This window comes from Xanthobacter sp. 91 (genome assembly GCF_000702385.1).
In the GTDB taxonomy this organism is placed as follows: domain Bacteria; phylum Pseudomonadota; class Alphaproteobacteria; order Rhizobiales; family Xanthobacteraceae; genus Xanthobacter; species Xanthobacter aminoxidans.
Map to the genome: position 1 here is coordinate 3,377,645 of NZ_JNIB01000001.1, position 26,014 is coordinate 3,403,658.

The following is a 26,014-nucleotide window of genomic DNA, read 5'->3' on the forward strand; positions in this document are numbered from 1 at the left end:
GGCCGACACCAGCAGCACGAGCCCCAGATCCGGAGCCGTCGGATGAGCACCTCCATCCTCACCCTCAGTGGGCTATCCAAGTCGTTCTGCGGACAGCCGGCGCTGACGGACATCGAGCTGGACGTCGAGCAGGGCGAGTTCATCGCCCTGCTCGGTCCGTCGGGCTGCGGCAAGACCACGCTGCTGCGCTGCATCGCCGGCTTCCTGACGCCCGACGCCGGCGCCATCCACCTGGCGGGCAAGGATGTGACGCGGCTGCCGCCCTACCGGCGCCCCCTGAACACCGTTTTCCAGAACTACGCACTGTTCCCGCACCTCACCGTCGTGGAAAACGTCGCCTACGGTCCGCGCCGGCAGGGGGCCGGCAAGGCGGAGGCCGCGCGACGCGCCACCGAGGCGCTGGACCTTGTGGGTCTGACCGGTTTCGACGATCGCCTGCCCGCGCAGCTGTCCGGCGGGCAGCAGCAGCGCGTTGCCCTGGCACGCGCCATCGTCAACCGTCCGCAATTGCTGCTGCTCGACGAGCCCCTGAGCGCGCTTGACCTGAAGCTCCGCAAGAAGGTCCAGACCGAACTTAAGCGGATCCAGCACCGGCTGGGCATCGCCTTCCTGTTCGTGACCCACGACCAGGAGGAGGCGATGGTGCTGGCCGACCGGATCGTGCTGATGAGGGGCGGACGCATCGAGCAGATCGGCCGCGGCCAGGACATCTATGCCCGCCCGGCGACCCGTTTCGCCGCCGATTTCATCGGCGATGCCAATCTGATCCCGGTCGAGAGGCACGGCGACGGCAGTCTGTCGCTGCTCGGCGGCACGATCACCCTGCCGGCCTCGTCGGAATATCCGCAGGCCGCGCTCACGGCCGTGCTGCGGCCCGAGGATGTCGTCGTCATGACGGAGCCGGCTCCGGGGCGTCTCGCTCTGCCGGTCGTCGTGTCCGACATCGCCCATGTCGGCAGCCATGCCATGGCCTCCCTCGCCCTGGGCGGCTCCACGCTGACCGCCCGGCTCGCCCCGTCGGCCCTGGCCGGGCTAACCACCGGCCAACTCGTCTTCGCGAACATCCGCGTCGCCGATCTGCGCCTTGTGACGGGGGATGCGTGATGCGCGGCACGCTGCGCCCGGTCCTCCTGCTCTGCATCCTGCCGGCGGGCTTTTTCATCGCCTTCTTCCTGGCGCCCATGGCGGTGGTCCTGATCGCGAGTCTGACGACCCCGAAAGGGCTGCCGACACTCTCGCACTACGTCCGCATCCTCGCCGACGCCTATCACTGGAACGTGCTGTGGGTGACATTCCGGATCAGCATCCTGACCACGTTCGCCTGCGTTCTGATCGGCTACCCGCTCGCCTGGTATCTCGTCCGCGTCATCCGGTGGCGGCCCTGGCGGCGCGCCTGCCTGATCTTGCTGGTCGTGCCGATGTTCACCAGCAACATCGTGCGCTCCTTCGGCTGGATGGTGCTGCTCGGCCGCAACGGCCTCGTCAATGACGGGCTGATCGCACTCGGCCTGATCGAGCGGCCCATGCGCTTCCTCGGCACCGAGCTCGGCATCCTGATCGGCCTCGTCTACATCCTCCTGCCGTTCATCGTCCTGACGGTCGGCAACGCCCTCGCGAAGGTGGGTGAGGCGGTGGAACTGGCCTCGGCCGATCTCGGCGCGACGCCCGCGGATACGTTTTGGCGGATCATCTTCCCGCTCAGCCTGCCCGGCCTCATGTCCGGAGCGGTCATGGTCTTCATGCTGGCGGCGAGCGCCTATGTCACGCCGGCCCTGCTCAGCGGCGGCCAGATCACGGTCTTCTCCATGCTGATCTTCCAGCAATACAGCTCGGTCTTCGACTTCAACTACGGCGGTGCCCTGAGCATGACGATGCTGGTGATGACGCTGGCGCTCGTCACCATTGCCGGCCGGCTCAGCGAGCCAAGGAGGACATGAGATGGTCTCGGCTCTCGTCCGCATTGTCTCGTTCGCCGCGCTCGCCTATCTCGCGCTGCCCCTTGTCGTCCTGGTCGGGGCATCACTGACCACGACCAGCTTTCTCGCCTTTCCGCCGCGGGGGCTGACCCTGTCCTGGTACGGCAAGATGCTGGGCGATCCGTCCTATGTCTCGGCCTTCCTGGTCAGCACGCAGCTGGCGGTGGCCGCGACCATTCTGGCGGTGTTTCTGGCCGTACCTGCGGCCATCGCCATCGCGCGTTATCGTTTCATCGGCCGCGGCCTGTTCACGGCAACGCTGATGTCTCCGCTCATCCTGCCGCATGTCGTGCTTGGCGCCGCGCTGTTGCAGTACGGCGGCGCCATCGGACTGGTGCGCAGCTTCCCGGCGCTGCTGGTCGGGCATGTGGTGATCATCATGCCCTTCGCGCTGCGGGCTGTGCTGCCGCAGCTCAGCGACGACCAGCTCGTCCTGGAGCAAGCCTCCGCCGATCTCGGTGCCCCGCCGCTGACGACCTTCTTCCTCGTGACCCTGCCGCAGATCCGCAGCGGGGTCGCCAGCGGCGCGACCTTCGCCTTCATCGCGTCGTGGATCAATGTCGAGCTCAGCATCTTCAACACCACCGCCGAGCTGACCACGATCCCGGTCCAGTTGTTCAACTACGTCCAGTACTCGATCGATCCGACGATTGCCGCCGTCTCCGGCCTGACGATCATCGTCGCCGCGGTCGTCATCGTGCTGCTCGACCTGACCATCGGCCTCGACCTGCTCTCGGAGCGGAGCCGCTAACTCATCCCGCCAATTGTTGTCCCGAGGAGTCCACAATGCGCCTGCAGAATGTCTTCGACGTCATCTATACGCACACCGAGGGCGAGCCCCTCTGCATCATCCACAGCGGCATCCCCTATCCCGCCGGATCGAGCATCCTGGAGAAGCGCCGTTACCTTCAGGAAAACTACGACTGGGTGCGCTGCGCGCTGATGCGCGAGCCCCGCGGGCACAAGGACATGTTCGGCGTCTTCCTCACGCCGCCGTCCAGCCCCGAGTACGATGCCGGCCTGATCTATATCGACGGCACGCAATATTCCCACATGTGCGGCCACGGGACCATCGCCATCGGCATGGCCATGGTCGCGCTCGGCCTCGCCCGGCGCGGCGAGAACGGCCGCACCACCATCCGCTTCGAAACCACCGCCGGGCTGGTGACGGCCGAGGTCGCCAACGACGGCCCGCAGGTGCTGTGGACGCGCTTCGAGAATGTCCCGGCCTACGTCGCGGCCCAGGACGTGCCGTTCGATCTGCCCGGCATCGGCGCTCTCAAGGCCGATATCGTCTGGGGCGGCAATTACTTCGGCATCATCGATTTGCGCGGCACCTCGCTCAGGATTTCGCCGGAAAACGGGTCCCAGTTGTCGCAGCTCGGCGTGATCGCGCGAGAGCAGTTGCGTCAGAAGGTGGGAATCCGGCACCCCGCTTCGAGCCATATCGACAATTTCAACTTCGTCACCTTCTGGCACGAGCCAACGATCGAGGGCGCCTTCTACAAGAACGTCCATGTCTTTTCCGCGGGACAGCTGGATCGCTCCCCCGGCGGCACCGGCACCAGCGCGATGATGGCGATGTTCGAGGCGCGCGGCGAGCTGAAGCTGCACCAGCCGATCCGCTCCGAGGGACTGATCGGGTCCGGGACCTTCGAGGGCTGCCTCATCGGCGAGGCCAACCTGAATGGCACCCGGGCGGTACGCCCGACCGTGAAAGGCACCGCGGGCCTGCTGGGCACGGCGCGCTGGACGATCAACCGCGAGGATCCTGTGGATGCCGGCTTCCTCGTCGCATGAGACGGCCCGCGTCGGCCGCAACACCCCGTGCGGCCCGCGGCGGTGCGATGACATCCGACCGCGCCCTGCCGCAGGGCGGTGTCGTCGCCCGCCTTGCCTGACGTGGACCGCCCTGCGTTCCGGCGGAAGAGCCGAAATCGGAGGTTGAACATGAAGGTATTCATCACCGGGATCACCGGCTATCTCGGCGGTTCGGTGGCCTCGCGCCTGAAGGCCGAGGGCGCGACTGTCACCGGTCTCGTCCGCCGCGCAGATCAGGCGGAGCTGATGGAAGCTGCCGGGTTCCGGAGCGTGATCGGGAGCCTCGATGACGGCCGGCTCCTGGCGTCCTCGGCCGCCCTCGCCGATGTGGTCGTCAATGCTGCCAGTTCGGATCATGCCATGGCTGTCGATGCCCTGATCGAGGGCCTCGCGGGCACCGGAAAGACCCTGGTTCATTCGAGCGGATCCAGCCTGATCGCGGATGATGCGCACGGTGAGTATGGCGACCGGATCCACGATGAGAGCACGCCGCTCATGCCGGTTCCGCAGAAAGCCCACCGGCTCGCCATCGACACGGCCGTGCGGCGCAGCGCCTTTCGGGGGCTTCGGCCGATGGTTCTTTGCAACAGCCTCATCTATGGCGAGGGGCTCGGCGCCAAGAAGGACAGCATCCAGATTCCATTTCTGGCCGCTCAGGCCAGCCGGTCCGGCGCCCGCTACATCGGGCCCGGACGGAACATCACCTCGTCCGTCCATATTGACGACGTCGTACGGGCCTATCATCTGGCCATCGAGCGCGGCCGGTCGGGCGCGTTCTACTTCGTGGAGAGCGGGGAGGTTTCGTTCGGCGACATGGTCCGTCTCCTCAACCGCCTGCACGGGCATCCGGCTGATGGCAGCTGGACCATCGACGAAGCGTCGGCGGTTCTAGGCAATGAGAAGGCCCGCTTCACTTTTGGATCGAACACCCGGATGAGAGGGATCGCGACCCGGCACGATCTCGATTGGACGCCGAAGGGGCCGACCGCCCTCGCGTTCCTGTCCGACCGGTATGCGAAGTAGAGCTGGCCCCTGGCGGTCCCGGCCGCAAAGCCCGTCCGCTGCCCCATCAAGGCGCTGCGAGATGCGCGCCGGGGCGGCACGTTCGACATCGGCGAGTAGACGAACCTCGTGAAGCACTTTCGGCCCTTTGCAATGCGGGCCATCCTTACGGTCGTCACCGTCGGACCGGAAAATCTGAACGGCCCAGCAAAGCACAAGATCCCGGATGCGCGGCAAGCATCCACATTTTTCGATGATCCCCTCTTCGCTGAGTGTGCTTGATGTCGAACACGATGACTTTCATGACCGACGGGGAAGCTCTCGCACCGTTCGCACGCTTCGCCCCCCCAATCCGCCCGCAGGGCGACCTGCGTCGCGCCATTTCTGCGGCCTGCCGCCGTCCGGAAATGGAGTGCGTGCCGCCTCTTCTGGCGGCAGCCACCTTTCCGCAGGAGACAAAGGACGCGATCGCCCGGACCGCGCGACATCTCATCAGCGCCGTGCGGGCCAAGCGCAGAGGAGGCGGCGTCGAGGGGCTGGTGCAGGAGTATTCGCTTTCCAGCCAGGAGGGCGTGGCCCTGATGTGCCTTGCGGAAGCGCTTTTGAGAATTCCCGACAGCGCCACGCGGGATGCGCTCATCCGCGACAAGATTTCCTCGGGCGATTGGAAATCCCACCTCGGAAGCGGCCGTCCGCTGTTCGTCAACGCCGCCACATGGGGGCTGCTCGTCACTGGAAAGCTGACGTCCACGGTCAACGACCGCGGCCTTTCCGCGGCGCTGGGCCGGGTGATCGCAAGATGCGGCGAGCCGGTCATCCGCCATGGCGTGGACATGGCCATGCGCATGATGGGCGAGCAGTTCGTCACCGGCGAAACCATCGGCGAGGCGCTCAAGCGGGCCCGTCCATTGGAGGCGCGCGGCTTCCGCTATTCCTATGACATGCTCGGCGAGGCCGCCATCACGGCGGACGACGCCCAGCGCTACCTTGCGGACTACGTGAACGCTATCCACGCCATCGGAACGGCGGCGGACGGGCGGGGCATCTACGACGGCCCGGGAATTTCCATCAAGCTCTCCGCGCTGCACCCCCGCTACAGCCGCGCCCAGGCGGAGCGCGTGATGGCCGAGCTGCTGCCACGGGTGCGTGGCCTCGCAGTCCTGGCGCGTCGATACGACATCGGTCTCAACATTGATGCGGAGGAAGCGGACCGCCTGGAGCTCTCGCTCGACATCCTCGAGGAACTCAGCCTCGACGAGAGCCTCAAGGGGTGGGACGGTCTGGGCTTCGTGGTCCAGGCCTATGGAAAGCGCTGCCCCTTCGTCCTCGATCACATCATCGATCTGGCGCGGCGCTCCGGACGCCGCATCATGGTGCGGCTGGTCAAGGGCGCCTATTGGGATGCCGAGATCAAGCGGGCACAGGTTGACGGGCTGAAGGACTTCCCGGTCTACACGCGCAAGGTCCACACCGACGTCGCCTATATCGCCTGCGCGCGGAAGCTGCTGGACGCGCGCGACGCGGTATTTCCGCAATTCGCCACCCACAACGCCCAGACGCTGGCGACGATCTATCATCTGGCGGGGCCGGATTTCCGCGTCGGCCAGTATGAGTTCCAGTGCCTCCACGGCATGGGTGAGTCGCTCTATGACGAGGTGGTCGGCGCGCAGAATCTCGATCGGCCATGCCGGATCTACGCGCCCGTCGGCACCCACGAGACGCTGTTGGCCTATCTCGTGCGGCGGCTGCTGGAAAACGGCGCGAACTCCTCGTTCGTCCACCGGATCTCGGACCCGAACGTCTCGCTCGACGACCTGGTGGTCGATCCCGCCGACCTTGTCCGGGGGATGCCGGTCATCGGGGCGCCGCACGATCAGATATCGCTTCCCGGCGCGCTCTTCGGGCACGAGCGGTTGAATTCCGAAGGCATCGACCTGTCCGACGAGCTGTCGCTTGCGCGGCTCTCCCGCGCGCTCGGTGCGGGCGCCCGCCTGGGCCTGCATGCGGTTCCGCTGCTTTCGGACGGCTCGGATGCGGGCGATGCGCGCGCGATCCTGAACCCGGCCGATCACACGGATACCGTGGGCATAGTGACGGAGCTGCCCCTTGAGGCCGCCGCGCACGTGGCGCGCCTTGCCGCCAATGGCGCACCGGACTGGGCGGCCGTGCCGCCCGATGCGCGCGCCGCGTGCCTGGAACGCGCCGCCGACATCATGCAGTCGCGCATGGACGCCCTCATGGGTATCCTCATGCGCGAGGCGGGCAAATCGGCGGCGAACGCCGTTGGGGAAGTGCGCGAGGCCATCGATTTCCTGCGCTACTACGCCGACCAGGCCCGCCGGACTCTGGGGCCGTCGCACGTGCCGCTCGGTCCGGTCGTCTGCGTCAGTCCGTGGAACTTCCCGCTGGCGATTTTCACCGGCCAGGTCGCGGCGGCGCTCGTCGCCGGCAATCCGGTCATGGCGAAGCCGGCCGGCGCCACCCCGCTGATCGCGTTCGAGAGCATCCGGATTCTCCATGAAGCCGGCGTGCCGCGCGGCGCCCTCCAGTTCGTGCCCGGCAGCGGGCGTTTCGCGTCCGCGCTCATCGCGGCGCCGGAAACGGCGGGCGTGATGTTCACGGGCTCGACCGAGGTGGCGCGCCTCATTCAGGCGCAGCTTGCCGAGCGCCTGTCCTCCACCGGCAAGCCGATCCCGCTGATCGCCGAGACCGGCGGGCAGAACGGCATGATCGTGGACTCCTCGGCGCTCGCCGAGCAGGTGGTCCCTGATGTCATCACCTCGGCGTTTGACAGCGCCGGTCAGCGCTGCTCCGCGCTTCGCGTCCTCTGCCTGCAGGAGGAGGTGGCCGACAGGACGCTGCGCCTGCTCAAAGGCGCGCTGACGGAGCTTGCGATCGGCCGCACCGACCGGCTGAGCGTGGACATCGGCCCCGTCATCTCGCAAGGCGCCAGAGACGAGATCACCGCGCACATCGCGCGCATGCGCGGGCTTCGATGCGGGGTGGAGCAACTCGACCTGCCCGCCGGCGCCGCACGCGGCACCTTCGTTCCCCCGACGATCATCGAGCTGCGAAGCCTCTCGGACCTCACGCGGGAGGTGTTCGGGCCGGTGCTGCATGTCATACGCTATCGCCGGGACGAGCTGGACCGGCTGATCGACGACATCAACGCTTCGGGCTACGGACTGACCTTCGGCCTCCATACGCGCCTCGACGAGACGATCGAGCACGTGACGAGCCGCATCAGGGCTGGAAATCTCTACATCAATCGCAACATCATCGGCGCCGTGGTCGGCGTCCAGCCGTTCGGCGGCCGGGGCCTGTCGGGAACCGGCCCGAAGGCCGGCGGGCCGCTTTATCTCGGACGGCTCGTTCGGAAAGCGCCGGTGCCGCTGCTGCAGGGCACGGTGCACACCGACCCGGCGGTGCTCGATTTCGCGAGCTGGCTCAGCCGCAAGGGATTGCGCACGGAGGCCAACGCGGCGCGGGAGTTCGCGGTGCGCTCCGCGCTCGGGGTGGAGAAGGAACTCGCCGGCCCGGAAGGCGAGCGCAACCTCTACGCGCTCCACCCGCGCGGCCTCATCCTCCTCGTGCCGCAGACGGAGCGGGGCCTCTACCGCCAGATCGCCGCGGCTCTCGCGACCGGGAATCTCGTTGCCATCGATGCCGCACCCGGACTGCACGGTGCGCTTTCCGACCTCCCGGCCGCTGTCGCCGCCCGGATTAGGCTGAGTTCGGATTGGCAGGCCGACGGCCCGTTCTCAGGTGCCCTCATCGAGGGCGAGGCTGAGCGCGTCCGTGCGGTGAACCTCAAGATCGCGACGCTCGACGGCCCCCTCGTGCTGGCTCAATCCGCGTCGACACAGGACCTGCTCAACGATCCCGATGCCTATTGCCTCAACTGGCTGATGGAGGAGGTCTCGACATCCATCAATACCGCCGCCGCGGGAGGAAACGCCAGCCTGATGAGTATCGGATTGTCATAAGGTACGCCTCGGACGCGGGTGTTGTATTTATGAAGGTGCATCGAGGCCGGCTCTACGATCAGACCCTGGTCATCGTCACCACTGGCTTCAAGGACGGCGTCGCGCTCGGCGGTCTCGGTGAAGTTCGCTTTGCCCATCGGGGCCTTCTTGCCTAAAAATTCAGGGCAGGAGGCGTGCAGGAAACCGGGGGCTGTTCGTTCCGGGGCGGGTCACAGCTTTACGAAAACGACGCCATGTGCCTTAGAAGCGCACCCAGGCGGCTGTGGCGTCTTGGCTCCCGGGGTATTAGGAAGGCGTTCCACATGCTTTCCGACGGCTACCCTTCGACGCCTGACGATACTGCGAGATAGGCGGACCCAGCCGTGCCCTTCCTGACGACAAATCCGGCGCTCGCCCGCTCCCTGGCGGAAAAAGATTACGACAATCCGACGCCGGTGCAGCTCGCCGTGCTTGCTCCCGAGGCGTCAGGTCGCGATCTTCTCGTGTCGGCCCAGACGGGTTCCGGCAAGACGGTTGCCTATGGCCTCGCCATGGCGGAGACGCTGCTGGGCACCGCGGAGCGCTTCGAGTTCGCGAGCGTGCCGCAGGCGCTGGTGGTTGCCCCCACACGGGAACTGGCGTTGCAGGTCCAGCGTGAGTTCGCCTGGCTTTACGCGGCGACCGGAGCCCGCATCGTTTCCTGCGTCGGCGGCATGGACCCGCGCCAGGAGCAGCGCCTGCTGGCGCGGGGCGCCCACATCGTCGTCGGCACGCCCGGCCGCCTGCGCGATCATCTGGAACGCGGCCGTCTCGATCTTTCGGCGCTGCGCGTGGCCGTGCTCGACGAGGCCGACGAGATGCTCGATCTCGGCTTTCGCGAGGATCTCGAGTTCATTCTCGACGCCACCCCGCCGGAGCGGCGCAGCCTGCTGTTTTCTGCAACCATGCCGCGCGGGATCATCGCGCTCGCCAAGCGCTACCAGCGCGATGCCTTGCGTATCGAGGTGGCGGGGGCCGAAGGCGGGCATGCCGACATCGAATACCGCACCATGCGCGTTGCGCCGACCGAGGTCGAGCATGCGATCGTCAACGTCTTGCGTTATTATGATACCCCTAGCGCCATCGTGTTCTGCAACACCCGGGAGGCCGTGCGGCGTCTGCACGCCATGCTTCAGGAACGCCAGTTCTCGGCCGTCGCGCTGTCCGGAGAACTGAGCCAGAACGAGCGCAACCACGCCTTGCAGGCGCTGCGGGACGGGCGCGCGCGGGTGTGTGTCGCCACCGACGTCGCTGCGCGGGGGATCGACCTGCCGAACCTCGGCCTCGTCATCCACGCCGACCTGCCCAACGATGCCGAAAGCCTGCAGCACCGCAGCGGCCGCACCGGCCGGGCGGGGCGCAAGGGCGTGAGCGTGCTGCTGGTGCCGCCGTTTCGCCGGCGCCGGGCCGAGGATCTCATGCGGGCGATCGGCATCCGGCCCTCATGGTCCGGCCCGCCCACCTCCGAGGACATCCGCAAGCTCGACCACGAACGGATGCTGAGCGATGCGGTCATCACCGATGAGCCGAATGAAGAGGATGCCAGCGCCGGCCTCGCGCTGCTCGCCGCGCATACGCCCGAGCATCTGGCCGCTGCGCTGGTGCGCCTCTACAGGGCCGGCCTGCCGGCCCCGGAGGAGGTCGCCGATCCGGGTGAGCCCCGTGCCGCGCGCGACCGGGCGGCCGGCCGGGATTTCGACGGCGGCTCGGGCGCCGGCAGTGTCTGGTTCCGCCTGAATGTCGGGCGCCGCAACAATGCCGATCCCAAATGGCTGCTGCCCCTGATCTGCCGGCGCGGGAACGTGACGCGCAAGGATATCGGCGTCATCCGCATATCCGATGAGGAGACGGCTTTCGAGGTCAGCCTCGCTGCCGCCGACCGCTTCAGCAAGGCGGCCCGCAGGGCGGATGGCGACGATGTCGTCATCGAAGTGTTGCCCGGCCAGCCTGCTGAGCCTTCGAAGCGGCCCGCCCGCGGGAAGCCGGCGCGCGGCTTTGTGCCATCCGGGGAGCCCCCCCGCGGCAAGACGTTTCGCAACAGGCCGGCGCAGGGGAAATCTGCCGATAGCCGGTCGGAGCACGGCAAGGCCGGGTTCGAGAAGCCGCGCGAGGCCAAGCCGTCTGGTCAAGGCAAAGGCGAGAACCAGCGTAGAAGCGGGCGTCCGAACGCATTCGAGGGAAAGCCAAAAGGAAAGCCGACACGACGCTCCTGATGGTGTCCCCGGCGCCATTCTCCGGCGTTGACGGTCAATGCGTGGGGAGGGGGCGCCGAAAGGGGGCCTGATCAGGACACCAGGACGGGTCGTGTCCGGGAGCTAGGCCTCGCGCCCAGACTGCCGATATGTGGAGAGGCGTCGAGGGCGCAACCCCGTGATGCGAGGTCCGCGGCGAAGAGACGGCTGCGGCTCGTGACACCGTCGAGGCTGTCAGCGGCCGTGCTCAGGGCAATGGCGCGGCCGGTGAACTTCCGGCCGCCGCTGGTCGCTTGGTGGCGCGAGCAACTGCGGTTGCGCCCGCGGCCTTGATCTTCGTCGCCGCCTTCGGCACGCTCGCCTTGTTCTGCTGTCCCGACACGACCATCCATGCCGTCACGATCCAACAGGCGGCCGCCTCGGCGATCGCTCCCCGCTTTGCTCTTCCGGGGCGCCGGTGTGTTCGTCCTCCCTTGACCTCTCGCCTGCAGCCAATTGTCCGCCCCGTCTTTCGCAGCCAGACGCCGGCCGAGGGCGGTTCTTCGTAGAGCTCCCGGAGAAGACCCATGCCCACCTTGTTCGATCCCATCCAGATGGGTGCCATCGCGGCGCCCAACCGCATGTTCATGGCGCCGCTGACCCGTGGTCGCGGCACACGCGAGCATGTGCCCACCGCACTCATGGCGGAATATTATGCCCAGCGCGCCAGCGCCGGCCTCATCATTTCCGAAGCCACCGGCATCAGCCGACAGGGCCTCGGCTGGCCCTTTGCGCCCGGTATCTGGAGCGACGAGCAGGTCGCCGCCTGGCGGCCGGTGACGGACGCGGTGAAGAGCGCCGGCGGGCGCATGGTGTGCCAGCTCTGGCACATGGGGCGGATCGTGCATCCGAGCTTCCTTGACGGCGCCAAGGCCGTTTCCGCATCGGCGACGACCGCGCCGGCCTACGCCCATACCTATGACGGCAAGCAACCCCATGCCGAGGCCCGTGCCCTCGATGCCGCCGAGATCCCCGGCCTGCTCAACGACTATCGCCGGGCGGCCCGCAACGCCCTCCTCGCCGGCTTCGACGGCGTGGAGATCCACGCCGCGAACGGCTATCTGATCGACCAGTTCCTGCGCGCCTCGGCCAATCACCGCACCGATGCCTACGGCGGCTCCATCGAGAACCGCGCCCGCCTGCTGCGCGAGGTGACGGAGGCCGTGGCCGGCGAGATCGGCGCCGACCGCACCGGCGTGCGCCTGTCGCCCAACGGGGAGAGCCAGGGCGTCAACGATCCAGATCCGGTGCCCCTGTTCCGCCACGCCGCGCAGATCCTGTCGGATATCGGCATCGCCTTCCTCGAACTGCGCGAGCCGCCTCCGGAGGGCACCCGCGGCACCCCGGACCATCCGCCGGTCCACCCGGAGATCCGGGCTGTGTTCGACGGACCGCTGGTGCTGAATTCCGATTTCGACGGCGCCCGTGCCATGGCCGCCCTGGAGAAGGGCGAGGCGGACGCCATCGCCTTCGGCCGCGGCTTCCTCGCCAATCCCGATCTGCCCGCCCGCATCCGGCACGCGATTCCGCTCGCGCCGGACCACATGGAGACCTGGTACACGCAGGGGCCGGAGGGCTACACCGATTATCCCACCGCCGACGCGGCGCTGCTCGACGAGGCGCTCGAGGAGACCTTCCCGGGTTCCGACCCCATCGCCACCGGCGATTTCCGCTAGTTGCGGCAAGCCAGGGCTCGGCGTTCTTCGCCGAGCCTTTCCTCCGAAGCAGGAGACGCCCGCCGCGGTGTCTGTTGCAGCGGGCATTCCGTTTCGCCGACCGTCGGGGTATGAGCCTCAGCAAGATCATTCCACGATGAAACGGTCATGCCCGAAACCTCCACCTTCCCAGATCCCAAGGTTGCTCTAGTCACGGGCGCGGCGCGCGGCATCGGACTTGCCGTGGCGCGCAAGTTCATTGCCGACGGCTGGCGGGTGGCGCTGCTCGATATCGAGCCCCTGCTGCTCCAGGAGGCCTTCGCCGCCCTGGCTGAGCCCGAGCGCACGCTCGCATTGGTCTGCGATGTGGCTGATCCGGCGGCGGTCGCTGCCGCGGTTCAGGCGATCGACGCCCGGTTCGGTCGGCTCGATGCGCTGGTCAACAATGCCGGTATCGCCGTGTTCAAGCCCATTCTCGAGACGACGGACGCGGAGTGGAGCCGCGTGCTCGATGTCAACTTGTCCGGCCCGTTCAACTGCACCAAAGCCACCGTGCCGCTGATCGCGCGTCAGGGCGGTGGGGCTGTCGTCAACATCACGTCCATCTCCGGGCTGCGGGCCTCGACCCTGCGGGCCGCCTACGGCACCAGCAAGGCTGCGCTCGCGCACCTCACGAAGCAGCTCGCGGTGGAACTCGCGGGCTTCGGCATCCGCGTCAACGCGGTGGCGCCGGGGCCGGTGGACACCGCCATGGCGAAAGAGGTGCATTCGCCCGCGATCCGCGCCGACTATCACGACGCCATCCCGCTCGCCCGCTATGGGCTGGAGGAGGAGCTCGCGGAGGCGGTCCTCTTCCTGTGCAGTGACAAGGCAAGCTACATCACCGGGCAGGAACTTGCCGTGGACGGCGGCTTCGACGCTGCGGGCATCGGACTGCCGACCCTGCGTGGAACCGTCCGCCGTGGTTAACCTCTCGCTCCAGGCCGCGGACTCCTGACGCATCGATCCCGCTGCGCGTTGCGACGCGCTTGAAAGCGGCAAGGGGGGAAGCCGCTACGGGGCCGTGCCGGACGCGCGGCCCCGTTGTTGCTCAGTTCGCCTTCTTCTCGCCGCGCGCGGCGATAATGGCCGGGCAGGCGCTTTCGGAGAGCGGGCGGAAGGCCTCGTCGCCGGGCAGGGTGGCGACCAGCTTGTAGAGGTCCCACTCGCCCTTGGAGGCGTCGGGGGACTTGACCTCGAACACGTAGAAATCGTGCACCATGCGTCCGTCAGGCCTCAGCTTGGCGTTGCGCACGACGTCGTCCTTGATGGGCAGCTCGCCCATCTTCTTCACCACGGTCTCGGCATCATCGCTCTTCGTCGCCGCCACCGACTTCAGATAGTGCAGAACGGAGGAATAGACGCCGGCGTGGATGGCGGACGGGATCTTGCCATTCTGCGCCTTGAACCGCTCCGAGAAGGCGCGGGTGCCGTCGTCGAGGTCCCAGTAGAAGCCTTCGGAGAGCAGCGTTCCCTGCGCCACCGGCAGGCCCACGCTCTTCACGTCCAGCGCGGTGAGGAAGAAGGCGACGAGCTTCTGCTTCGAGGTGGTGATGCCGAATTCGCGCGCGGTCTTGATGCCCGTCACCGTGTCGTTGCCGGCGTTGGCGAGGGCGATGATATCGGCCCCCGAGCCCTGCGCGGTGAGCAGGGGCGAGGAGAGATCCACCGCCGGGAAGGGGTGGCGCACGGAGCCGAGCACCCTGCCGCCCTTCTTGCCCACCACCGTCTTGGCGTCCGCCTCCAGCTGCTGGCCGAGGGCATAGTCCGCCGTCACCAGATACCAGGAGGTGCCGGGCTGGGTGAGGCGGTTGGCGATGCCGGCGACCTGCACATAGGTGTCCCACATCCACTGCACCACATGGCCGGGCTGGCAGGCATCGCCTGTGAGGCGCGCGGTGCCGCCCGGGAAGAGCGCGACGCGGTTCTTCTCCTTCACCAGCGGCGCGATGGCGAGCTGGATGGAGGCGTTGGACATGTCGGCGAGGACATCCACGCCGTCCTGATCGATCCACTTGCGCGCGGTAGCGGAGGCGATGTCCGCCTTGTTCTGGTGGTCGGCGGAGACCATCTCGATCTTCATGCCGGCGCATTCGGCCTTCAGGCAGTCGTCGATGGCCATCTGGGCGGCGATGAGTGAGCCCTTGCCGGTGATGTCGGAATAGACGCCGGACATGTCGGTGAGCACGCCCACCTTCACCGTGCCGCCGGAGATTTCCGCCGCCGCCGGAGCCGCGGCAAGTCCCGCCGCCAGGGCCAAGGCGAGGGGGCCGAATTTCGCTGTCATGAATGTCCTCCCGTTCGTGCTTTTTATTGGTCGGCCGTCACCAGTGGACCATGGGCAGGCCCGCCACCGGTGAGCGGAAGAAGGGAATGCGGGTGCCGCGCAGGCTGCCCACATAGACGGTCCTGAGGTCCGGCCCGCCGAAGGTCACGCTGGCGAACCACGGCGCGATGGTGCCGCCGCAGGCGAGCATCAGCTCCGGCGTCACGGCGTCTTTCTCCAGGGCGGCCATCAGCACCTTGCCGGCCGGGCTGCCGTGGTCGTCGTCGAGGATGATGCGCAGGTCGCCGTCCGGGGTGATGGCGAAGATGCGGTCCGTCATCACATGGGTGCCCCAGAGGTTGCCATGGGCGTCGAAGGCGATGCCGTCGATGAAGGCGCCATGGTCGGAGGGGCCGAAGGTCTCGCGGTCCACGAGATCGCCATTGGGCAGGGCCCTGAGGCGCGTCACCCGCTTGCCGCCCGTCTCCACCACATAGAGCCATTCTTCGTTGGCGTCGAAGCGGATCTCGTTGGTGAAGCAGAAGCCGTCCGCGACGATGCGCAGGTGGTCGTTCTCATAGAGCGCCACATAGCCGTCCGAGACGTTCGGGCTCATGGCCTGCATCCAGTTCCTGATGCGGGTGGAGATGGTGAGCCAGATGCGGTCGCGGCTGTCGCGCAGCACGAAATTGACCTTGCCGATGGGCGTGCCGTCGATGGTGTCGGCGAGCACGCGGGATTGGCCGTCGCGGGTCATGATCTCCAGCCGGTCAGTGCCGAAATTGGAGATCAGGATGTCGCCGTTGCTGGCGAAGGCGAGGCCGTTGGGCAATGTGCCGGAGACGAAGCGCGTCTCCTCGTCGGTGGCGGAGGCGAAATGCGTCGCCTCGCTCTGCGCGATCAGCTTCTGGGTGCCGTCCGGGCGGATATGGACCACACCGCCCCGCGCATCCGCGCTCCACAGGGAGCCGTCGCGTTCGGCAAGGATGCATTCGGGACGCTGCAGGCCCTCGCCCACATAGGCGATGGCGGCGGGGTCTACCGTAAAGCCGTCGATGGGGTTGGGCGTGGCCATGGCGTTCCTCAGGTTTTCAGAAGCTTACCTTGTCGGCGCCCTTCAGGCCGAGGGTGACGCGAGCCTCGTCCGGGGTGGCGATCTCGTGGCCAAGTTCTTCCAGGATGCGGCGGATCTTCGCCACCTGCTCGGCATTGCTGGAGGCGAGCTTGCCGCGGCCGATGAACAGGCTGTCCTCCAGCCCCACGCGCACGTTGCCACCCATCATCGCCGCCTGCGTCGCGAACGGCATCTGGTGGCGGCCGGCGGCGAGCACGGACCAGTGATAGTCCTTGCCGAAGAGCTTGTCGGCGGTGCGCTTCATGAACATCAGATTGTCCATGTCCGGCCCGATGCCGCCGAGAATGCCGAAGATCAGCTGCAGGAACACCGGCGGGCGGAACCAGCCCTGATCGAGGCAATGGGCGAGATTGTAGAGGTGGCCCACGTCGTAGCATTCATGCTCGAACTTGGTGCCGTGCTCCTCGCCCAGCATCTTGTAGATGCGTTCGATGTCGCCGAACGTGTTGCGGAAGATGAAGTCCTTCGTGCCGGTGAGGTAGGGCTCCTCCCACTCGTATTTCCAGTTGGAATAGCGCTTCGCCAGCGGGTGCAGGGCGAAGTTCATGGAGCCCATGTTCAGCGAGCACATTTCCGGCGCGGCCTTCAACGGGGCGGCGAGGCGGTCTTCCACCGTCATGTTCAGGCCGCCGCCGGTGGTGATGTTGATCACCGCGTCGGTTGCCTGCTTGATGCGCGGCAGGAATTCCATGAACACGGCGGGATCCGGCGTGGGCCGCCCGTCCTTGGGATCGCGGGCGTGCAGGTGCAGGATGGCGGCGCCGGCCTCGGCGGCCGCGATGGCCTGCTCGGCAATCTCGTTGGGCGTGATGGGCAGTGCGTCGGACATGGTGGGCGTGTGGATGCCGCCCGTCACCGCGCAGGTGATGATGACCTTGCTCAAGACATGTCTCCGCCAGGGAAGCGTTTTGGGAAGCGTTTGGGAAAGCATTCAATCGGGAAGGATGGCGACGGCCCGCGTCCAGCCGGCGGAGGCGGCGCGCACCTTCACCGGGAAGCAGCTGATGGTGAAGCCGGTGGCAGGCAGCGCCTCGAGATTGTGGAGCTTCTCGATCTGGCAGTAGCCCTTCTCGCGCCCGGCCTTGTGGCCTTCCCATATGAGGGAGGCATCGCCCGTCTCGGCGAAGCGGCGGGCGGTGAAGGAGAAGGGCGCGTCCCAGCTCCAGCCGTCCGTGCCCACCACGCGCACGCCCTGGTTCACGAGGTGGAGGGTGGCGTCCCGGCCGAAGCCGCAGCCTTTGTCTATATAGTCGGGCTGGCCGTAGGCGACGCCGGCCGAGGTGTTCACCACCACGATGTCGAGGGGGCTCAGCGTGTGGCCGATGCGGGCGAGTTCCGCGTCGATCTCGGCGGGTGTCACCACATGGCCGTTGGGCAGGTGGCGGAAGTCCAGCTTCACGCCGGGGCGGAAGCACCAGTCGAGCGGGATCTCGTCGATGGTGATCGCGCGGGCACCGCCGTCCATGGTGGGGTGATAATGCCAGGGCGCATCCACATGGGTGCCGTTGTGGGTGGAGATGTGGGCCGTCTCCACCGCCCAGCCCATGCCCTCGGGCAGTTGCTCGGGCTTCAATCCGGGGAAGGCGGCGCACAGGGTGGCGGCGGTTTCCGTGTGGACGGAATAGTCGATGCGGACCCGCTGGAAGGGCGGGTCGGCGGGTACGTCGTTTTCCAGCGGAATGGAGATATCGACGAATCTTGGCACGGCGTCTCGTCCTCCCGGCCCATCGCGCAGGCTTCGTTTTGTACAGTCGTATATGTTATTGTACAATTGTACAAGTCGGCGTGACGCCATGGCTGGTGCGGATGCACCGGTAACGCTAGAAAAGGTCCATGGAGACGACAAAGAAGCCATCTTCCGCCAGGCGCTCCGCCTCGCCGTCCGGACGGGGAAAGGGCGCGCGCCGCTCGGCAATCGCGCCCGGCGATCCGCAGCGGCCGGACCGCCGGCAGGACATTCTCGCCAGCGCGGAATTCCTCTTTGCCGAGCGGGGCTATGCCGCGGTCTCGGTGCGCGACATCGCCGCCCGCGCCGGCGTGCCGGTAGCGTTGGTGGGCTATTATTTCGGCCGCAAGCCGGAATTGCTCGCCACCGTCTTCGCCCACCGACAGGCCAATCTCGACGAGCGCATCTCCCGCATCCGCGAGATCGGGGCGCGTGGCCCCGGGGAAGGGCGGGTGGCGGAGATTGTCACCGCGTGGGCGGAGCCGGTGGTGCGGCTGCACGATTCGGCGAGCGGCGACAGCTTCTCCCTGCTGGTCGCCCGCACCGCCTGGGATCCCGGCCCGGAAGCCACCGAGACCATCGAGCGCTTCTATGATCCGCTGGTCCGCGCCTTCCTGGAGGCCATGGCCATCGCGCTTCCCGGTTGCCCGCACGACCGGCTGCTCTGGGCCTATGAATATGCCGTGGGCGCCCTGCTGATGTACGTGGCCGACAAGCGCATCGAACGCCTGTCCGGCGGGCGGGCGACGGCGGGCGATCCGGCGCTGTTCGAGGATTTCGTGCGGTTCGTCACCGCCGGCCTCAACGCCATGTGCGGTTGCGCGCCGCCGCGATAGAGGGGCCGCCGGGTGACGGGAGCGGCAGCAATTGGCCTGCCCCTTCGCGTTTGGCCGAACGCTTCAAACGTTACCGCGCCTGCATCCTCAGGCCGGCATCCAGCCGGAGCACAGAGCCGTTGATCATGGGGTTGGCGACGATGCTGAGGACCATGCGGGCGAATTCGTCCGGCCGGCCGGGACGCTTGGGGAACGGGATGACCTCGAAGACGCGGTCCTGCACCTCCTGAGTCATCGCCTCCACCATGGGCGTGCCGAACAGTCCGGGCGCGATGGCGGCGACACGGATGCCGTGGCGCGCCAGTTCGCGGGCAGCCGGCAGGGTCAGGGACGCAACGCCGCCCTTCGCCGCCGCATAGGCCGTCTGGCCGATCTGGCCTTCATAGGCCGCGACCGACGCGGTGTTGATGATGACGCCGCGCTGGCCCTCGTCATCCGGCGCGTTCTCGACCATGGCGGCGGCGGCGAGGCGGAGCCAGTTGTAGGTGCCCGTGAGATTGACGCGGACGATGCGCTCGAATTCGCCGAGGGAGCCCGGCCCGCCCTTTTCCACGATCCGGGCGCCTGGGGCGATGCCGGCGCAGTTCACCAGCAGGTGGGGACGGCCGCGCTCCGACAAGATCCGGGCAAAGGCGGCTTCGGATGCCGCGCCGTCGGCCACATCGCAGGCGAGGGCCAGCGCCCCGGTCTCTTGCGCGAGGGCCGACATGCCCGCCTCCTTCAGGTCCACCACCGCAAGGCGGGCGCCGAGGCCGGCGAGGCGGCGTGCGGTGGCGTTGCCGAGGCCGGAGGCGGCGCCGGTGACGATGGCAACCTTGTCCTTCAGATCCATGATGACCCCATTCATGTGACGGGCGCAGGTGACATGCGCAGGCGATCGCCCCGCGGCGGCGGGACGGGCGAAACGATCGGGGATGAAATTGCGCGTGCGGCTCAGGCGATCTGGTCGACGAAACGCACGAAGTGCTCCAGAGGCTCTCGCACCGTGGTGAAGGTGTTCTCCGGAGCCTCGGGATCGGCGACACCGAGCGCCATGCTGCAGACGATCATCTGCGTGTCGGGAATGGCGAGGCGACGCGCGATGACCGCGCCATAGGCGTTGAAGGCCGCCTGCGGGCAGGTGTCGAGGCCGACCCCCCGCGCGGCGATCATGATGTTCTGGAGGAACATGCCGTAGTCGAGCCAGGAGCCCCGCTCCAGGTCGCGGTCGATGGTGAAGATGAGGCCCACGGGCGCGTCAAAGAACAGGAAGTTGCGCGCGAGCTGCTGGCGCATCCGCTCGGTGTCGCCCTTGGCGATGCCAAGCGTGCCATAGAGATCCCACCCCACCTTGCGGCGACGGGAGAGATAGGGCTCGCGCCACTGCCGCGGGTAATAGGCAAATTCCTCCGTGCCGGGATCGCCGGCGAGGGAGAGGGCGTGGAGTTCGCGCGTCAGCGCCGCGAGCGGTTCGCCCCGCAGCACCAGCACCTGCCATGGCTGGATGTTGGTGCCGGAGGGCGCGCGGGCCGCAAGCTCCAGTATGGCCGCGACGGTCTCGTCGCCGACCGGCGTCGGCAGGAAGGCGCGGATGGAGCGGCGCGAACGGATGGCGTCCTCGGCCGAAAGCGCGCCGCGCGGGGCAGCAGCGGGGGAGGGGGCGGGCGCACTCATTTTTCGGGCATATCCACGGGCGTGGCCATGTCGAGATTGGCGAGCTCGTAGCCGCGCTTGAAGTCCAGGATGTGCTTCTCCATCCAGTCCCGTGCGCGCTTCTCGTCGTGATCGCGGACCGCCGCGAAGATCGCCTCATGGGCCACCAGCAGGCGCTCGCCGGCATTGAGGCGCGACATCACCTTCAGGAAGGGCGGATAGAACAGTTCGGAGATGGGCAGGCGCGCCATCTGGATGGCCCGGTTGCGGGTGGCGCGGGCAACCAGATCGTGGAACTCGATGTCGAGGGCGGTGAGGCTGGTGGAATCCTTCAGCGCCTTGCGCGTCTCCTCGAGATTGCGCTCCAGATCCTCAAGGTCGGCCGCATCGCTGCGCTGGGCGGCGGAGGCTGCGGCGGCGGGTTCTAGCGCGTACATGGCCTCCCACAATTCCTCGAACGTCACCTGATGCAGCACCATCGCCGCCGTGAGCCGGCGGGAAATGTCGCCGGACTGGGGGATAGAGGCATAGAGCTTCTTCCGGCCCGCCTCGCGCCGGACGAAGCCGTTCTGCTCCAGCACGCGGATGGCTTCGCGGATGGTGGAGCGGTTGACGCCCAGCTTCTCGGCGAGCCCGGCCTCGGAGGGCAGCAGATCCCCCGGCGCGATCTCGCCGGCCAGGATCTTGTCCTCGATGGTGCGGGCGACGAGACGGAAGGCGGGCTCCACCTGCACCGGATCAAGCGCGAGCGACATCAGGGACCATCCTCTCGGCGGCGCGGGCCTTCTCCAGGTCCCGCAGCACCTTGCGTTGCACCTTCCCGGTCATGGTCTTCGGCAGCTCGCCGAGAAACGCGATGGCGCGGGGATATTTGTAGGGAGCGGTGACACGCTTCACGTGATCCTGCAAGGCGGCCGCCAGCGCATCGTCGCCGGTGAAGCCGGGGCGGAGCACGACAAAGGCCTTCACGATCTCGCCACGCTCCGGATGGGGCGACGCCACCGCCGCGCATTCCTGCACCGCCGGATGGTCGAGCAAAGCGTTCTCCACCTCGGAGGGACCGATGCGGTATCCGGCGGAATTGATGACGTCGTCATTGCGGCCACGATGGTAGAAATAGCCGTCGGCATCCACCATGCCGAGGTCGCCGGTGACGAACCAGCGCCCCTCCGGCCCCTCCACATGGGCGCTGGCGGTGCGCTCGGGCTCGTCGAGATAGCCGAGCATCAACTGCGGGTTGGGGGTGAGAAGGGCGATGTCGCCTTCCACGCCGGGCGGCAGGCGGTTCCCCGCGCCGTCGATGATTGCGAGATCGAGGCCCGGCAACGGCTTGCCCATGGAGCCCTCGCGCGGGGCGACGCTGGGATAGTTGAGCAGCGTCATCAGCGTCTCGGTCTGGCCGTAGGCTTCGAGGATGGGGACCCCTGTCGCCGCCTGCCAGCGCGCCGCGACCGCCGGATTGAGCGTCTCGCCGGAGGAGACGGCGTGGCGCAGGCGCGAGAGGTCGTGCTCGGCGACGCCGGCATCCACCACGCGGAACAGCTCGGTGCCCGGCGCGCAATAGACGGTGATGCCGTAGCGCTCCAGCAGGCGCAGGCGCTCCTTGGGGTCGAACGGGCCGTCGTAGAAGAAGCTGGCGGCCCCGCAGCTCCACGGGCCGAACAGGATGGAGGTGCCGGCCTTGCTCCAGCCGGTGTCGGCCGTGCACCAGATGGTGTCGCCCGGGCGAAGGTCCAGCCAGCAAATGGCCGAGCCGCGCCAGGCGTAGAGTCCGCGCGACGCATGCAGCACGCCCTTCGGCTGCCCCGTGGAGCCGGAGGTGTAATAGAGGACGGCAGGGTCATCGACCCTGACGGTCACCGGCACGAAGGCCGCGTCGCCGGAGGCCAGCGCCTCCTCCAGCGGCTCGAAGCCGGGCGCGCCGCCAATGGGACCTGTCAGCGCGAGGCGCACCGGCACCTCGTCCATCACATCCGCGAACTTTCCCGCATGTTCGGCCCGGGCCACCACGGCCCGCACGCCGGCATGGCGCACGCGATATGCGATGTCCTTGGGGGTGAGCATCTCGATTGACGGAATGGGCACCGCCCCGAGCTTCAGGCAGCCCACCATGGCCACCTGCCATTCGGGAATGCGCGGCAGCATCACCAGCACCCGGTCCCCTTTCCGGATGCCCCTCGCCGCCAGCGCCGAAGCGAAGCGACTGGTGAGGCGCGCCATGTCCGAGAAGGAGAAGCGCCGTTCCTCCCCCGCCGCATTGGCCCAGATGAGGGCCGGTCCGTCGGCGGTACGGGCGAAATGATCCACCACGTCGGCACCGAAATTGAACGTCTCCGGCACCTGCCATCGGAAGGTGCGGACCATCTCGGCATAGTCGGTCATGTTGGGCGCCATTCTGGTCGGCGCCATCTGGCTGGGGGCCATGGTTTCCTCCCGGAGCATTGTGCTCTCTTGAGCGTTACTCAGATCGCCCGGCTGGCCTTGAGCGCGGCGATCTCCTCGGGCGCATAGCCGAGGCCCGCCAGCACCTCGCCATTGTGCTCACCGAGCAGGGGCGGCGGCGAACGCAGGGCGCAGGGGGTGCCGGAATACTTCACCGGAAAGCCGAGCTGGGGAATGGTGCCCTCCACCGGATGCTCCATGGACATCAGCATCTGCCGGTGGCGGGCGTGGGGATCGGCGAAGGCCTCCTCCATGGAGAAGACGGGGCCGAAGGGAATGTCGGCGGCTTCAAGTTCCGCCACCCATTCGTCGCGCGCCTTGCGGGCGAACAGGGCGGCAAGGGTGGCCTTCTGCGCCGCTTCCCGCTCGCCCTCGGGCCACTGCTCGTCCTTCAGCGCGGGAAGGCCCACGGCGTCGCAGAAGCGGTGCCAGAAATGCGTCTCGATGAGGCCCAGCGCCACATGCTTCCCGTCGGCGCAGGCGTAGACGTTGTAGCAGGGCGCCTGACCGATGAAGGGCCGCTCGCCGCCCTTCGGCTCGATGCCGGCAAAGAGATGATCGGCGCCGTGCAGGGACAGCCAGGACATGGCGCCGTCATGCATGGACACGTCCACGAACTGACCGCGCCCGGTGGTCGCCCGCGCCAGCAGCGCGGCGAGGATGCCCGTGGAGGCCATCAGCGAGCCGCCGCCCACGTCGGCGATGGAGAGCCCCGGCACGATGGGGCCTTCCCCCGCCTTGCCGAACAGTTGCAGCGCGCCGGCTTCGGCGAGGTAATTGAGGTCGTGCCCCGGCTTGAGCCGGCTCGGCCCGTCCTGCCCGTAGCCGGAGATGGCGCAATAGACGAGGCGCGGATTGATCTCGGCGAGCGTGTCATAGCCGAGGCCGAGGCGGTCCATGACGCCGGGGCGGAAGCCCTCCAGCAGCACGTCCACATCCTTCACCAGCTTGAGGAGGATGGCCCGGCCATCTTCCGACTTGAGGTTCAGCGTCAGGCTCTTCTTGTTGCGGTTGAGCAGCAGGAAGGAGCCGGATTCCGCCCGGTTCAGCGGCGGGAACGTGCGGTTGTAGTCGCCGCCCTCCGGCTGCTCGATCTTGAGCACGTCGGCGCCGAGGTCGGCCAGCATCAGCGAGCAGAAGGCGCCCGGCAGCAGGCGGGTGAGGTCCAGCACCTTGAGGCCGGCGAGCGCCAAGGGGGTGGAGCTCGGCGCGGATGTGGGCGTGAGGGCGTTCATCTGTGGTCTTTCGGATCAGGCGGCGGTCCAGCCGCCGTCCACCGCCAGCGAGGCGCCGGTGATGTAGGAGGCCGCAGGCGAGGCGAGGAACAGGCAGGCGCCGACCAGCTCCTGCGGATGGCCGAAGCGGCCCATGGGCGTGCGGCCGGTGACACGCTCAGAGAGCTTGGGGTTCTGGCGCATGCCCTCGGTGAGCTCGGTTTCGAAATAGCCGGGGCCGACGGCATTCACCCGCACGCCCTTCTTCGCCCATTCGAGCGCGAGCTGGCGGGTCATCAGCTCCACCCCGCCCTTGGCGGCGCAATAGGCAGTGGTGCGCGCCAGCCCCACCCGGCCGGCGACGGAGGTGATGTTGACGATGGCGCCTTCGCCCTGGGCCAGCATCACCCGGCCTGCCGCGCGGGCGGCGAGGAACACGCCGGTGAGGTTGGTGTCCACCACCTGCCGCCACTCGGCGAGGCTCGTGTCCTCGGCCGTCTTGTACCAGGGGTTGATGCCGGCATTGTTGACGAGCACGTCGATGCGGCCGTGGCGCTCCACCACCGCGCGGGCCAGCGCCTCCACGTCCGCCTCGCTGACCACGTCGGCGGCGATGCCTTCGGCCGATCCGCCCTGCGTGACGATCGCGGCGGCCGCCTCGGCCAGCGTCTCGGCGCTGCGGCCGGTGAGCACCACATGGGCGCCGGCGGCGGCAAAGCCCTCCGCGACGGCGCGGCCGAGGCCCCGCCCGCCGCCGGTGACGATGACGATCTTGCCGGCAAGGCCGGGCATGGGCGCGGGCTGGGGCAGGGGAAGGGCGAGGCCCATCACGCGGCCCTCCCTTCCGGCAGGGCTTTCACGGCCGCGCCACGGGCCAGCCGGCGCGCGATGTTCCAGCGGTGCACCTCGGACGGGCCGTCATAGATGCGGAAACCGCGCACGTCGCGGAAGATGCGCTCCACCTCCGTGTCGCGTGTCATGCCGAGGCCGCCCAGCACTTGGAGCGACCGGTCCACGATGCGGAAGATGGCCTCCGAGGCGAACACCTTCACCATGGAGCTTTCCACGTTCGCCTTTTCGCCCTGGTCCAGCAGCCAGGCGGCGTGGCGGATGGCGAGGCGGGTGGTGTGGAGATCGATCTCGTTGTCGGCCAGCATGAAGCCGACACCCTCATGGGACAGGAGTGTGCCGCCGAACGCCTCGCGCCGGCCGGCATATTCTGTGGCGATGTCGTGGGCGCGCCGCGCCGCGCCTAGCCAGCGCATGCAGTGTGTGAGCCGCGCCGGCACGAGCCGGGCCTGCGCGTGGCGGAAGCCCTCGCCCACGCCGCCGAGCACGTCGGACGTGGGAACGCGCAGATTTTCCAGCGCCACTTCCGCGTGGCCCCCGGTGAAGGAGCTGTCCAGCGTGTCGAGCGCGCGCACGATGCGCACGCCTTCCGCCGGCAGATCGGCGAGGAACATGGTGGCGCCCACGTCCCGCCCATCCACGATAGTGCGCGCCATGATGATGGCGAAGGCCGCGCCTTCGGCCCCGGTGATGAGCCATTTGAGGCCGTTGATGACGAAGTGGTCGCCGTCCTTCACCGCGGTTGTCTTGAGTAGAGACGGGTCCGCTCCGGCGCCGGGGTGCGGCTCGGTCATCAGGAAGCAGGAGCGTGTCTCGCCCGCCGCCATGGGCGCGAGGTAGCGGGCCTTCTGCGCTTCGCTCGCCACTTCGGCGAGAAGGTGCATGTTGCTCTCATCCGGCGCGGCGATGGCAAGCGCGATGGGGCCAAGCATGGAATAGCCCGCCGCCTCGAACACCACGGCCTTGCCGAGGTGGGAGAGGCCGAGCCCGCCCCAGGCCTTCGGCACATGCGGGCTCAGCAGCCCGGCCGCGCGCGCCTTCGCCACCAGATCACGGCGCAAATCGTCGGTGGGGCCGTGGGCGGTACGGCGCGGGTCGGCCTCGAAGGGCAGCACCTCCTCGCGCACGAAGGCCGCGGTGCGGGCCTCCAGCGCGGCGAGATCGGGGGGGAGCGCGAAATCCATGG

Annotated in this window: 22 protein-coding genes; 11 read left to right on the forward strand and 11 right to left on the reverse strand. The window is 68.0% G+C overall.

What is annotated here, in order from left to right:
• Positions 1 to 42: 42 nt before the first annotated feature.
• The 10 genes from A37E_RS0115900 (at position 43) to A37E_RS0115945 (ending at position 13,658) form a co-directional block, all read left to right on the forward strand.
• Positions 43 to 1,104 carry an ABC transporter ATP-binding protein gene (locus tag A37E_RS0115900; protein WP_038193211.1) on the forward strand — a complete coding sequence of 354 codons (1,062 nt, stop codon included), beginning with the start codon at positions 43 to 45 and terminating at the stop codon, positions 1,102 to 1,104.
• Positions 1,104 to 1,937, forward strand: a complete 834-nt coding sequence (locus A37E_RS0115905; RefSeq protein WP_029557515.1) for an ABC transporter permease — start codon at positions 1,104 to 1,106, stop codon at positions 1,935 to 1,937. The genes A37E_RS0115900 and A37E_RS0115905 overlap by 1 nt, the downstream gene beginning before the upstream one ends.
• A gap of 1 nt (position 1,938) precedes the next feature.
• Positions 1,939 to 2,727 carry an ABC transporter permease gene (locus A37E_RS0115910; RefSeq protein WP_029557516.1) on the forward strand — a complete coding sequence of 263 codons (789 nt, stop codon included), beginning with the start codon at positions 1,939 to 1,941 and terminating at the stop codon, positions 2,725 to 2,727.
• A gap of 35 nt (positions 2,728 to 2,762) precedes the next feature.
• A complete protein-coding gene (locus tag A37E_RS0115915) occupies positions 2,763 to 3,776 on the forward strand; it encodes a proline racemase family protein (RefSeq protein WP_029557517.1) in 1,014 nt (337 codons plus the stop codon).
• Positions 3,777 to 3,926: 150 nt separating this feature from the next.
• A complete protein-coding gene (locus tag A37E_RS0115920; RefSeq protein WP_029557518.1) occupies positions 3,927 to 4,820 on the forward strand; it encodes an NAD-dependent epimerase/dehydratase family protein in 894 nt (297 codons plus the stop codon).
• Positions 4,821 to 5,080: 260 nt separating this feature from the next.
• Positions 5,081 to 8,785, forward strand: coding sequence for a trifunctional transcriptional regulator/proline dehydrogenase/L-glutamate gamma-semialdehyde dehydrogenase (gene putA / locus A37E_RS0115925; protein ID WP_051679089.1), 3,705 nt, complete (start codon positions 5,081 to 5,083; stop codon positions 8,783 to 8,785).
• Positions 8,786 to 8,814: 29 nt separating this feature from the next.
• A complete protein-coding gene (locus tag A37E_RS27645; RefSeq protein WP_280938445.1) occupies positions 8,815 to 8,940 on the forward strand; it encodes a hypothetical protein in 126 nt (41 codons plus the stop codon).
• A gap of 207 nt (positions 8,941 to 9,147) precedes the next feature.
• Positions 9,148 to 11,016: a DEAD/DEAH box helicase gene (locus tag A37E_RS0115935; RefSeq protein ID WP_081837635.1), complete on the forward strand. Its 1,869-nt coding sequence runs from the start codon at positions 9,148 to 9,150 to the stop codon at positions 11,014 to 11,016.
• A gap of 545 nt (positions 11,017 to 11,561) precedes the next feature.
• Entirely contained in the window at positions 11,562 to 12,710 is a 1,149-nt protein-coding gene (locus A37E_RS0115940; protein WP_081837636.1) for an alkene reductase, read from the forward strand.
• Positions 12,711 to 12,857: 147 nt separating this feature from the next.
• Positions 12,858 to 13,658 (forward strand): SDR family oxidoreductase, encoded by an 801-nt coding sequence (locus A37E_RS0115945; protein WP_029557522.1) that lies wholly within the window; start codon positions 12,858 to 12,860, stop codon positions 13,656 to 13,658.
• A 121-nt stretch (positions 13,659 to 13,779) separates the two neighbouring features.
• On the opposite strand, the gene A37E_RS0115950 is transcribed toward A37E_RS0115945, so the two are convergent.
• Genes A37E_RS0115950 through A37E_RS0115965 form a run of 4 tightly spaced genes read right to left on the reverse strand, consistent with a single transcriptional unit; the run spans position 13,780 to position 17,834 of the window.
• On the reverse strand, positions 13,780 to 15,015 hold the full coding sequence (locus A37E_RS0115950) for an ABC transporter substrate-binding protein (RefSeq protein WP_029557523.1): 1,236 nt from the start codon (positions 15,013 to 15,015) through the stop codon (positions 13,780 to 13,782).
• Positions 15,016 to 15,052: 37 nt separating this feature from the next.
• Positions 15,053 to 16,069 carry an SMP-30/gluconolactonase/LRE family protein gene (locus tag A37E_RS0115955; RefSeq protein WP_029557524.1) on the reverse strand — a complete coding sequence of 339 codons (1,017 nt, stop codon included), beginning with the start codon at positions 16,067 to 16,069 and terminating at the stop codon, positions 15,053 to 15,055.
• A gap of 16 nt (positions 16,070 to 16,085) precedes the next feature.
• Positions 16,086 to 17,060 (reverse strand): 3-keto-5-aminohexanoate cleavage protein, encoded by a 975-nt coding sequence (locus A37E_RS0115960; protein ID WP_051679090.1) that lies wholly within the window; start codon positions 17,058 to 17,060, stop codon positions 16,086 to 16,088.
• On the reverse strand, positions 17,061 to 17,834 hold the full coding sequence (locus A37E_RS0115965) for a cyclase family protein (protein WP_029557526.1): 774 nt from the start codon (positions 17,832 to 17,834) through the stop codon (positions 17,061 to 17,063).
• Between the two features lie 128 nt (positions 17,835 to 17,962).
• Here A37E_RS0115965 and A37E_RS0115970 point away from each other — a divergent pair, with 128 nt between their 5' ends.
• The gene (locus tag A37E_RS0115970; RefSeq protein ID WP_051679091.1) at positions 17,963 to 18,691 is read left to right on the forward strand and encodes a TetR/AcrR family transcriptional regulator; all 729 of its coding nucleotides are present in this window, start codon (positions 17,963 to 17,965) and stop codon (positions 18,689 to 18,691) included.
• A gap of 70 nt (positions 18,692 to 18,761) precedes the next feature.
• On the opposite strand, the gene A37E_RS0115975 is transcribed toward A37E_RS0115970, so the two are convergent.
• From A37E_RS0115975 to A37E_RS0116005, 7 genes are all read right to left on the reverse strand, one after another.
• Positions 18,762 to 19,523: an SDR family NAD(P)-dependent oxidoreductase gene (locus tag A37E_RS0115975; RefSeq protein ID WP_029557528.1), complete on the reverse strand. Its 762-nt coding sequence runs from the start codon at positions 19,521 to 19,523 to the stop codon at positions 18,762 to 18,764.
• Positions 19,524 to 19,624: 101 nt separating this feature from the next.
• Positions 19,625 to 20,344, reverse strand: a complete 720-nt coding sequence (locus tag A37E_RS0115980) for a nitroreductase (protein ID WP_029557529.1) — start codon at positions 20,342 to 20,344, stop codon at positions 19,625 to 19,627.
• Positions 20,341 to 21,078: an FCD domain-containing protein gene (locus tag A37E_RS0115985; protein WP_024280086.1), complete on the reverse strand. Its 738-nt coding sequence runs from the start codon at positions 21,076 to 21,078 to the stop codon at positions 20,341 to 20,343. The genes A37E_RS0115980 and A37E_RS0115985 overlap by 4 nt, the downstream gene beginning before the upstream one ends.
• Positions 21,062 to 22,747, reverse strand: coding sequence for an AMP-binding protein (locus tag A37E_RS0115990; RefSeq protein ID WP_245279351.1), 1,686 nt, complete (start codon positions 22,745 to 22,747; stop codon positions 21,062 to 21,064). Before A37E_RS0115990 ends, A37E_RS0115985 begins: the two co-directional genes overlap by 17 nt.
• Before the next feature lie 38 nt (positions 22,748 to 22,785).
• Positions 22,786 to 24,000, reverse strand: a complete 1,215-nt coding sequence (locus A37E_RS0115995) for a CaiB/BaiF CoA-transferase family protein (RefSeq protein WP_156026345.1) — start codon at positions 23,998 to 24,000, stop codon at positions 22,786 to 22,788.
• Between the two features lie 15 nt (positions 24,001 to 24,015).
• Entirely contained in the window at positions 24,016 to 24,807 is a 792-nt protein-coding gene (locus A37E_RS0116000) for an SDR family NAD(P)-dependent oxidoreductase (RefSeq protein WP_051679092.1), read from the reverse strand.
• Entirely contained in the window at positions 24,807 to 26,012 is a 1,206-nt protein-coding gene (locus A37E_RS0116005; RefSeq protein WP_029557533.1) for an acyl-CoA dehydrogenase family protein, read from the reverse strand. The genes A37E_RS0116000 and A37E_RS0116005 overlap by 1 nt, the downstream gene beginning before the upstream one ends.
• Between the last annotated feature and the right edge of the window lie 2 nt (positions 26,013 to 26,014).

Excerpts from the sequence above, each read along its gene's own strand:
- A37E_RS0115900 (WP_038193211.1), top strand. The coding sequence starts at position 43 with ATGAGCACCTCCATCCTCACCCTCAGTGGGCTATCCAAGTCGTTCTGC.
- A37E_RS0115905 (WP_029557515.1), top strand. The coding sequence starts at position 1,104 with ATGCGCGGCACGCTGCGCCCGGTCCTCCTGCTCTGCATCCTGCCGGCG.
- A37E_RS0115910 (WP_029557516.1), top strand. The coding sequence starts at position 1,939 with ATGGTCTCGGCTCTCGTCCGCATTGTCTCGTTCGCCGCGCTCGCCTAT.
- A37E_RS0115915 (WP_029557517.1), top strand. The coding sequence starts at position 2,763 with ATGCGCCTGCAGAATGTCTTCGACGTCATCTATACGCACACCGAGGGC.
- A37E_RS0115920 (WP_029557518.1), top strand. The coding sequence starts at position 3,927 with ATGAAGGTATTCATCACCGGGATCACCGGCTATCTCGGCGGTTCGGTG.
- putA (WP_051679089.1), top strand. The coding sequence starts at position 5,081 with ATGTCGAACACGATGACTTTCATGACCGACGGGGAAGCTCTCGCACCG.
- A37E_RS27645 (WP_280938445.1), top strand. The coding sequence starts at position 8,815 with ATGAAGGTGCATCGAGGCCGGCTCTACGATCAGACCCTGGTCATCGTC.
- A37E_RS0115940 (WP_081837636.1), top strand. The coding sequence starts at position 11,562 with ATGCCCACCTTGTTCGATCCCATCCAGATGGGTGCCATCGCGGCGCCC.
- A37E_RS0115945 (WP_029557522.1), top strand. The coding sequence starts at position 12,858 with ATGCCCGAAACCTCCACCTTCCCAGATCCCAAGGTTGCTCTAGTCACG.
- A37E_RS0115950 (WP_029557523.1), bottom strand. The coding sequence starts at position 15,015 with ATGACAGCGAAATTCGGCCCCCTCGCCTTGGCCCTGGCGGCGGGACTT.
- A37E_RS0115955 (WP_029557524.1), bottom strand. The coding sequence starts at position 16,069 with ATGGCCACGCCCAACCCCATCGACGGCTTTACGGTAGACCCCGCCGCC.
- A37E_RS0115960 (WP_051679090.1), bottom strand. The coding sequence starts at position 17,060 with ATGCTTTCCCAAACGCTTCCCAAAACGCTTCCCTGGCGGAGACATGTC.
- A37E_RS0115970 (WP_051679091.1), top strand. The coding sequence starts at position 17,963 with ATGGAGACGACAAAGAAGCCATCTTCCGCCAGGCGCTCCGCCTCGCCG.
- A37E_RS0115975 (WP_029557528.1), bottom strand. The coding sequence starts at position 19,523 with ATGGATCTGAAGGACAAGGTTGCCATCGTCACCGGCGCCGCCTCCGGC.
- A37E_RS0115980 (WP_029557529.1), bottom strand. The coding sequence starts at position 20,344 with ATGAGTGCGCCCGCCCCCTCCCCCGCTGCTGCCCCGCGCGGCGCGCTT.
- A37E_RS0115985 (WP_024280086.1), bottom strand. The coding sequence starts at position 21,078 with ATGTCGCTCGCGCTTGATCCGGTGCAGGTGGAGCCCGCCTTCCGTCTC.
- A37E_RS0115990 (WP_245279351.1), bottom strand. The coding sequence starts at position 22,747 with ATGGCCCCCAGCCAGATGGCGCCGACCAGAATGGCGCCCAACATGACC.
- A37E_RS0115995 (WP_156026345.1), bottom strand. The coding sequence starts at position 24,000 with ATGAACGCCCTCACGCCCACATCCGCGCCGAGCTCCACCCCCTTGGCG.
- A37E_RS0116000 (WP_051679092.1), bottom strand. The coding sequence starts at position 24,807 with ATGGGCCTCGCCCTTCCCCTGCCCCAGCCCGCGCCCATGCCCGGCCTT.
- A37E_RS0116005 (WP_029557533.1), bottom strand. The coding sequence starts at position 26,012 with ATGGATTTCGCGCTCCCCCCCGATCTCGCCGCGCTGGAGGCCCGCACC.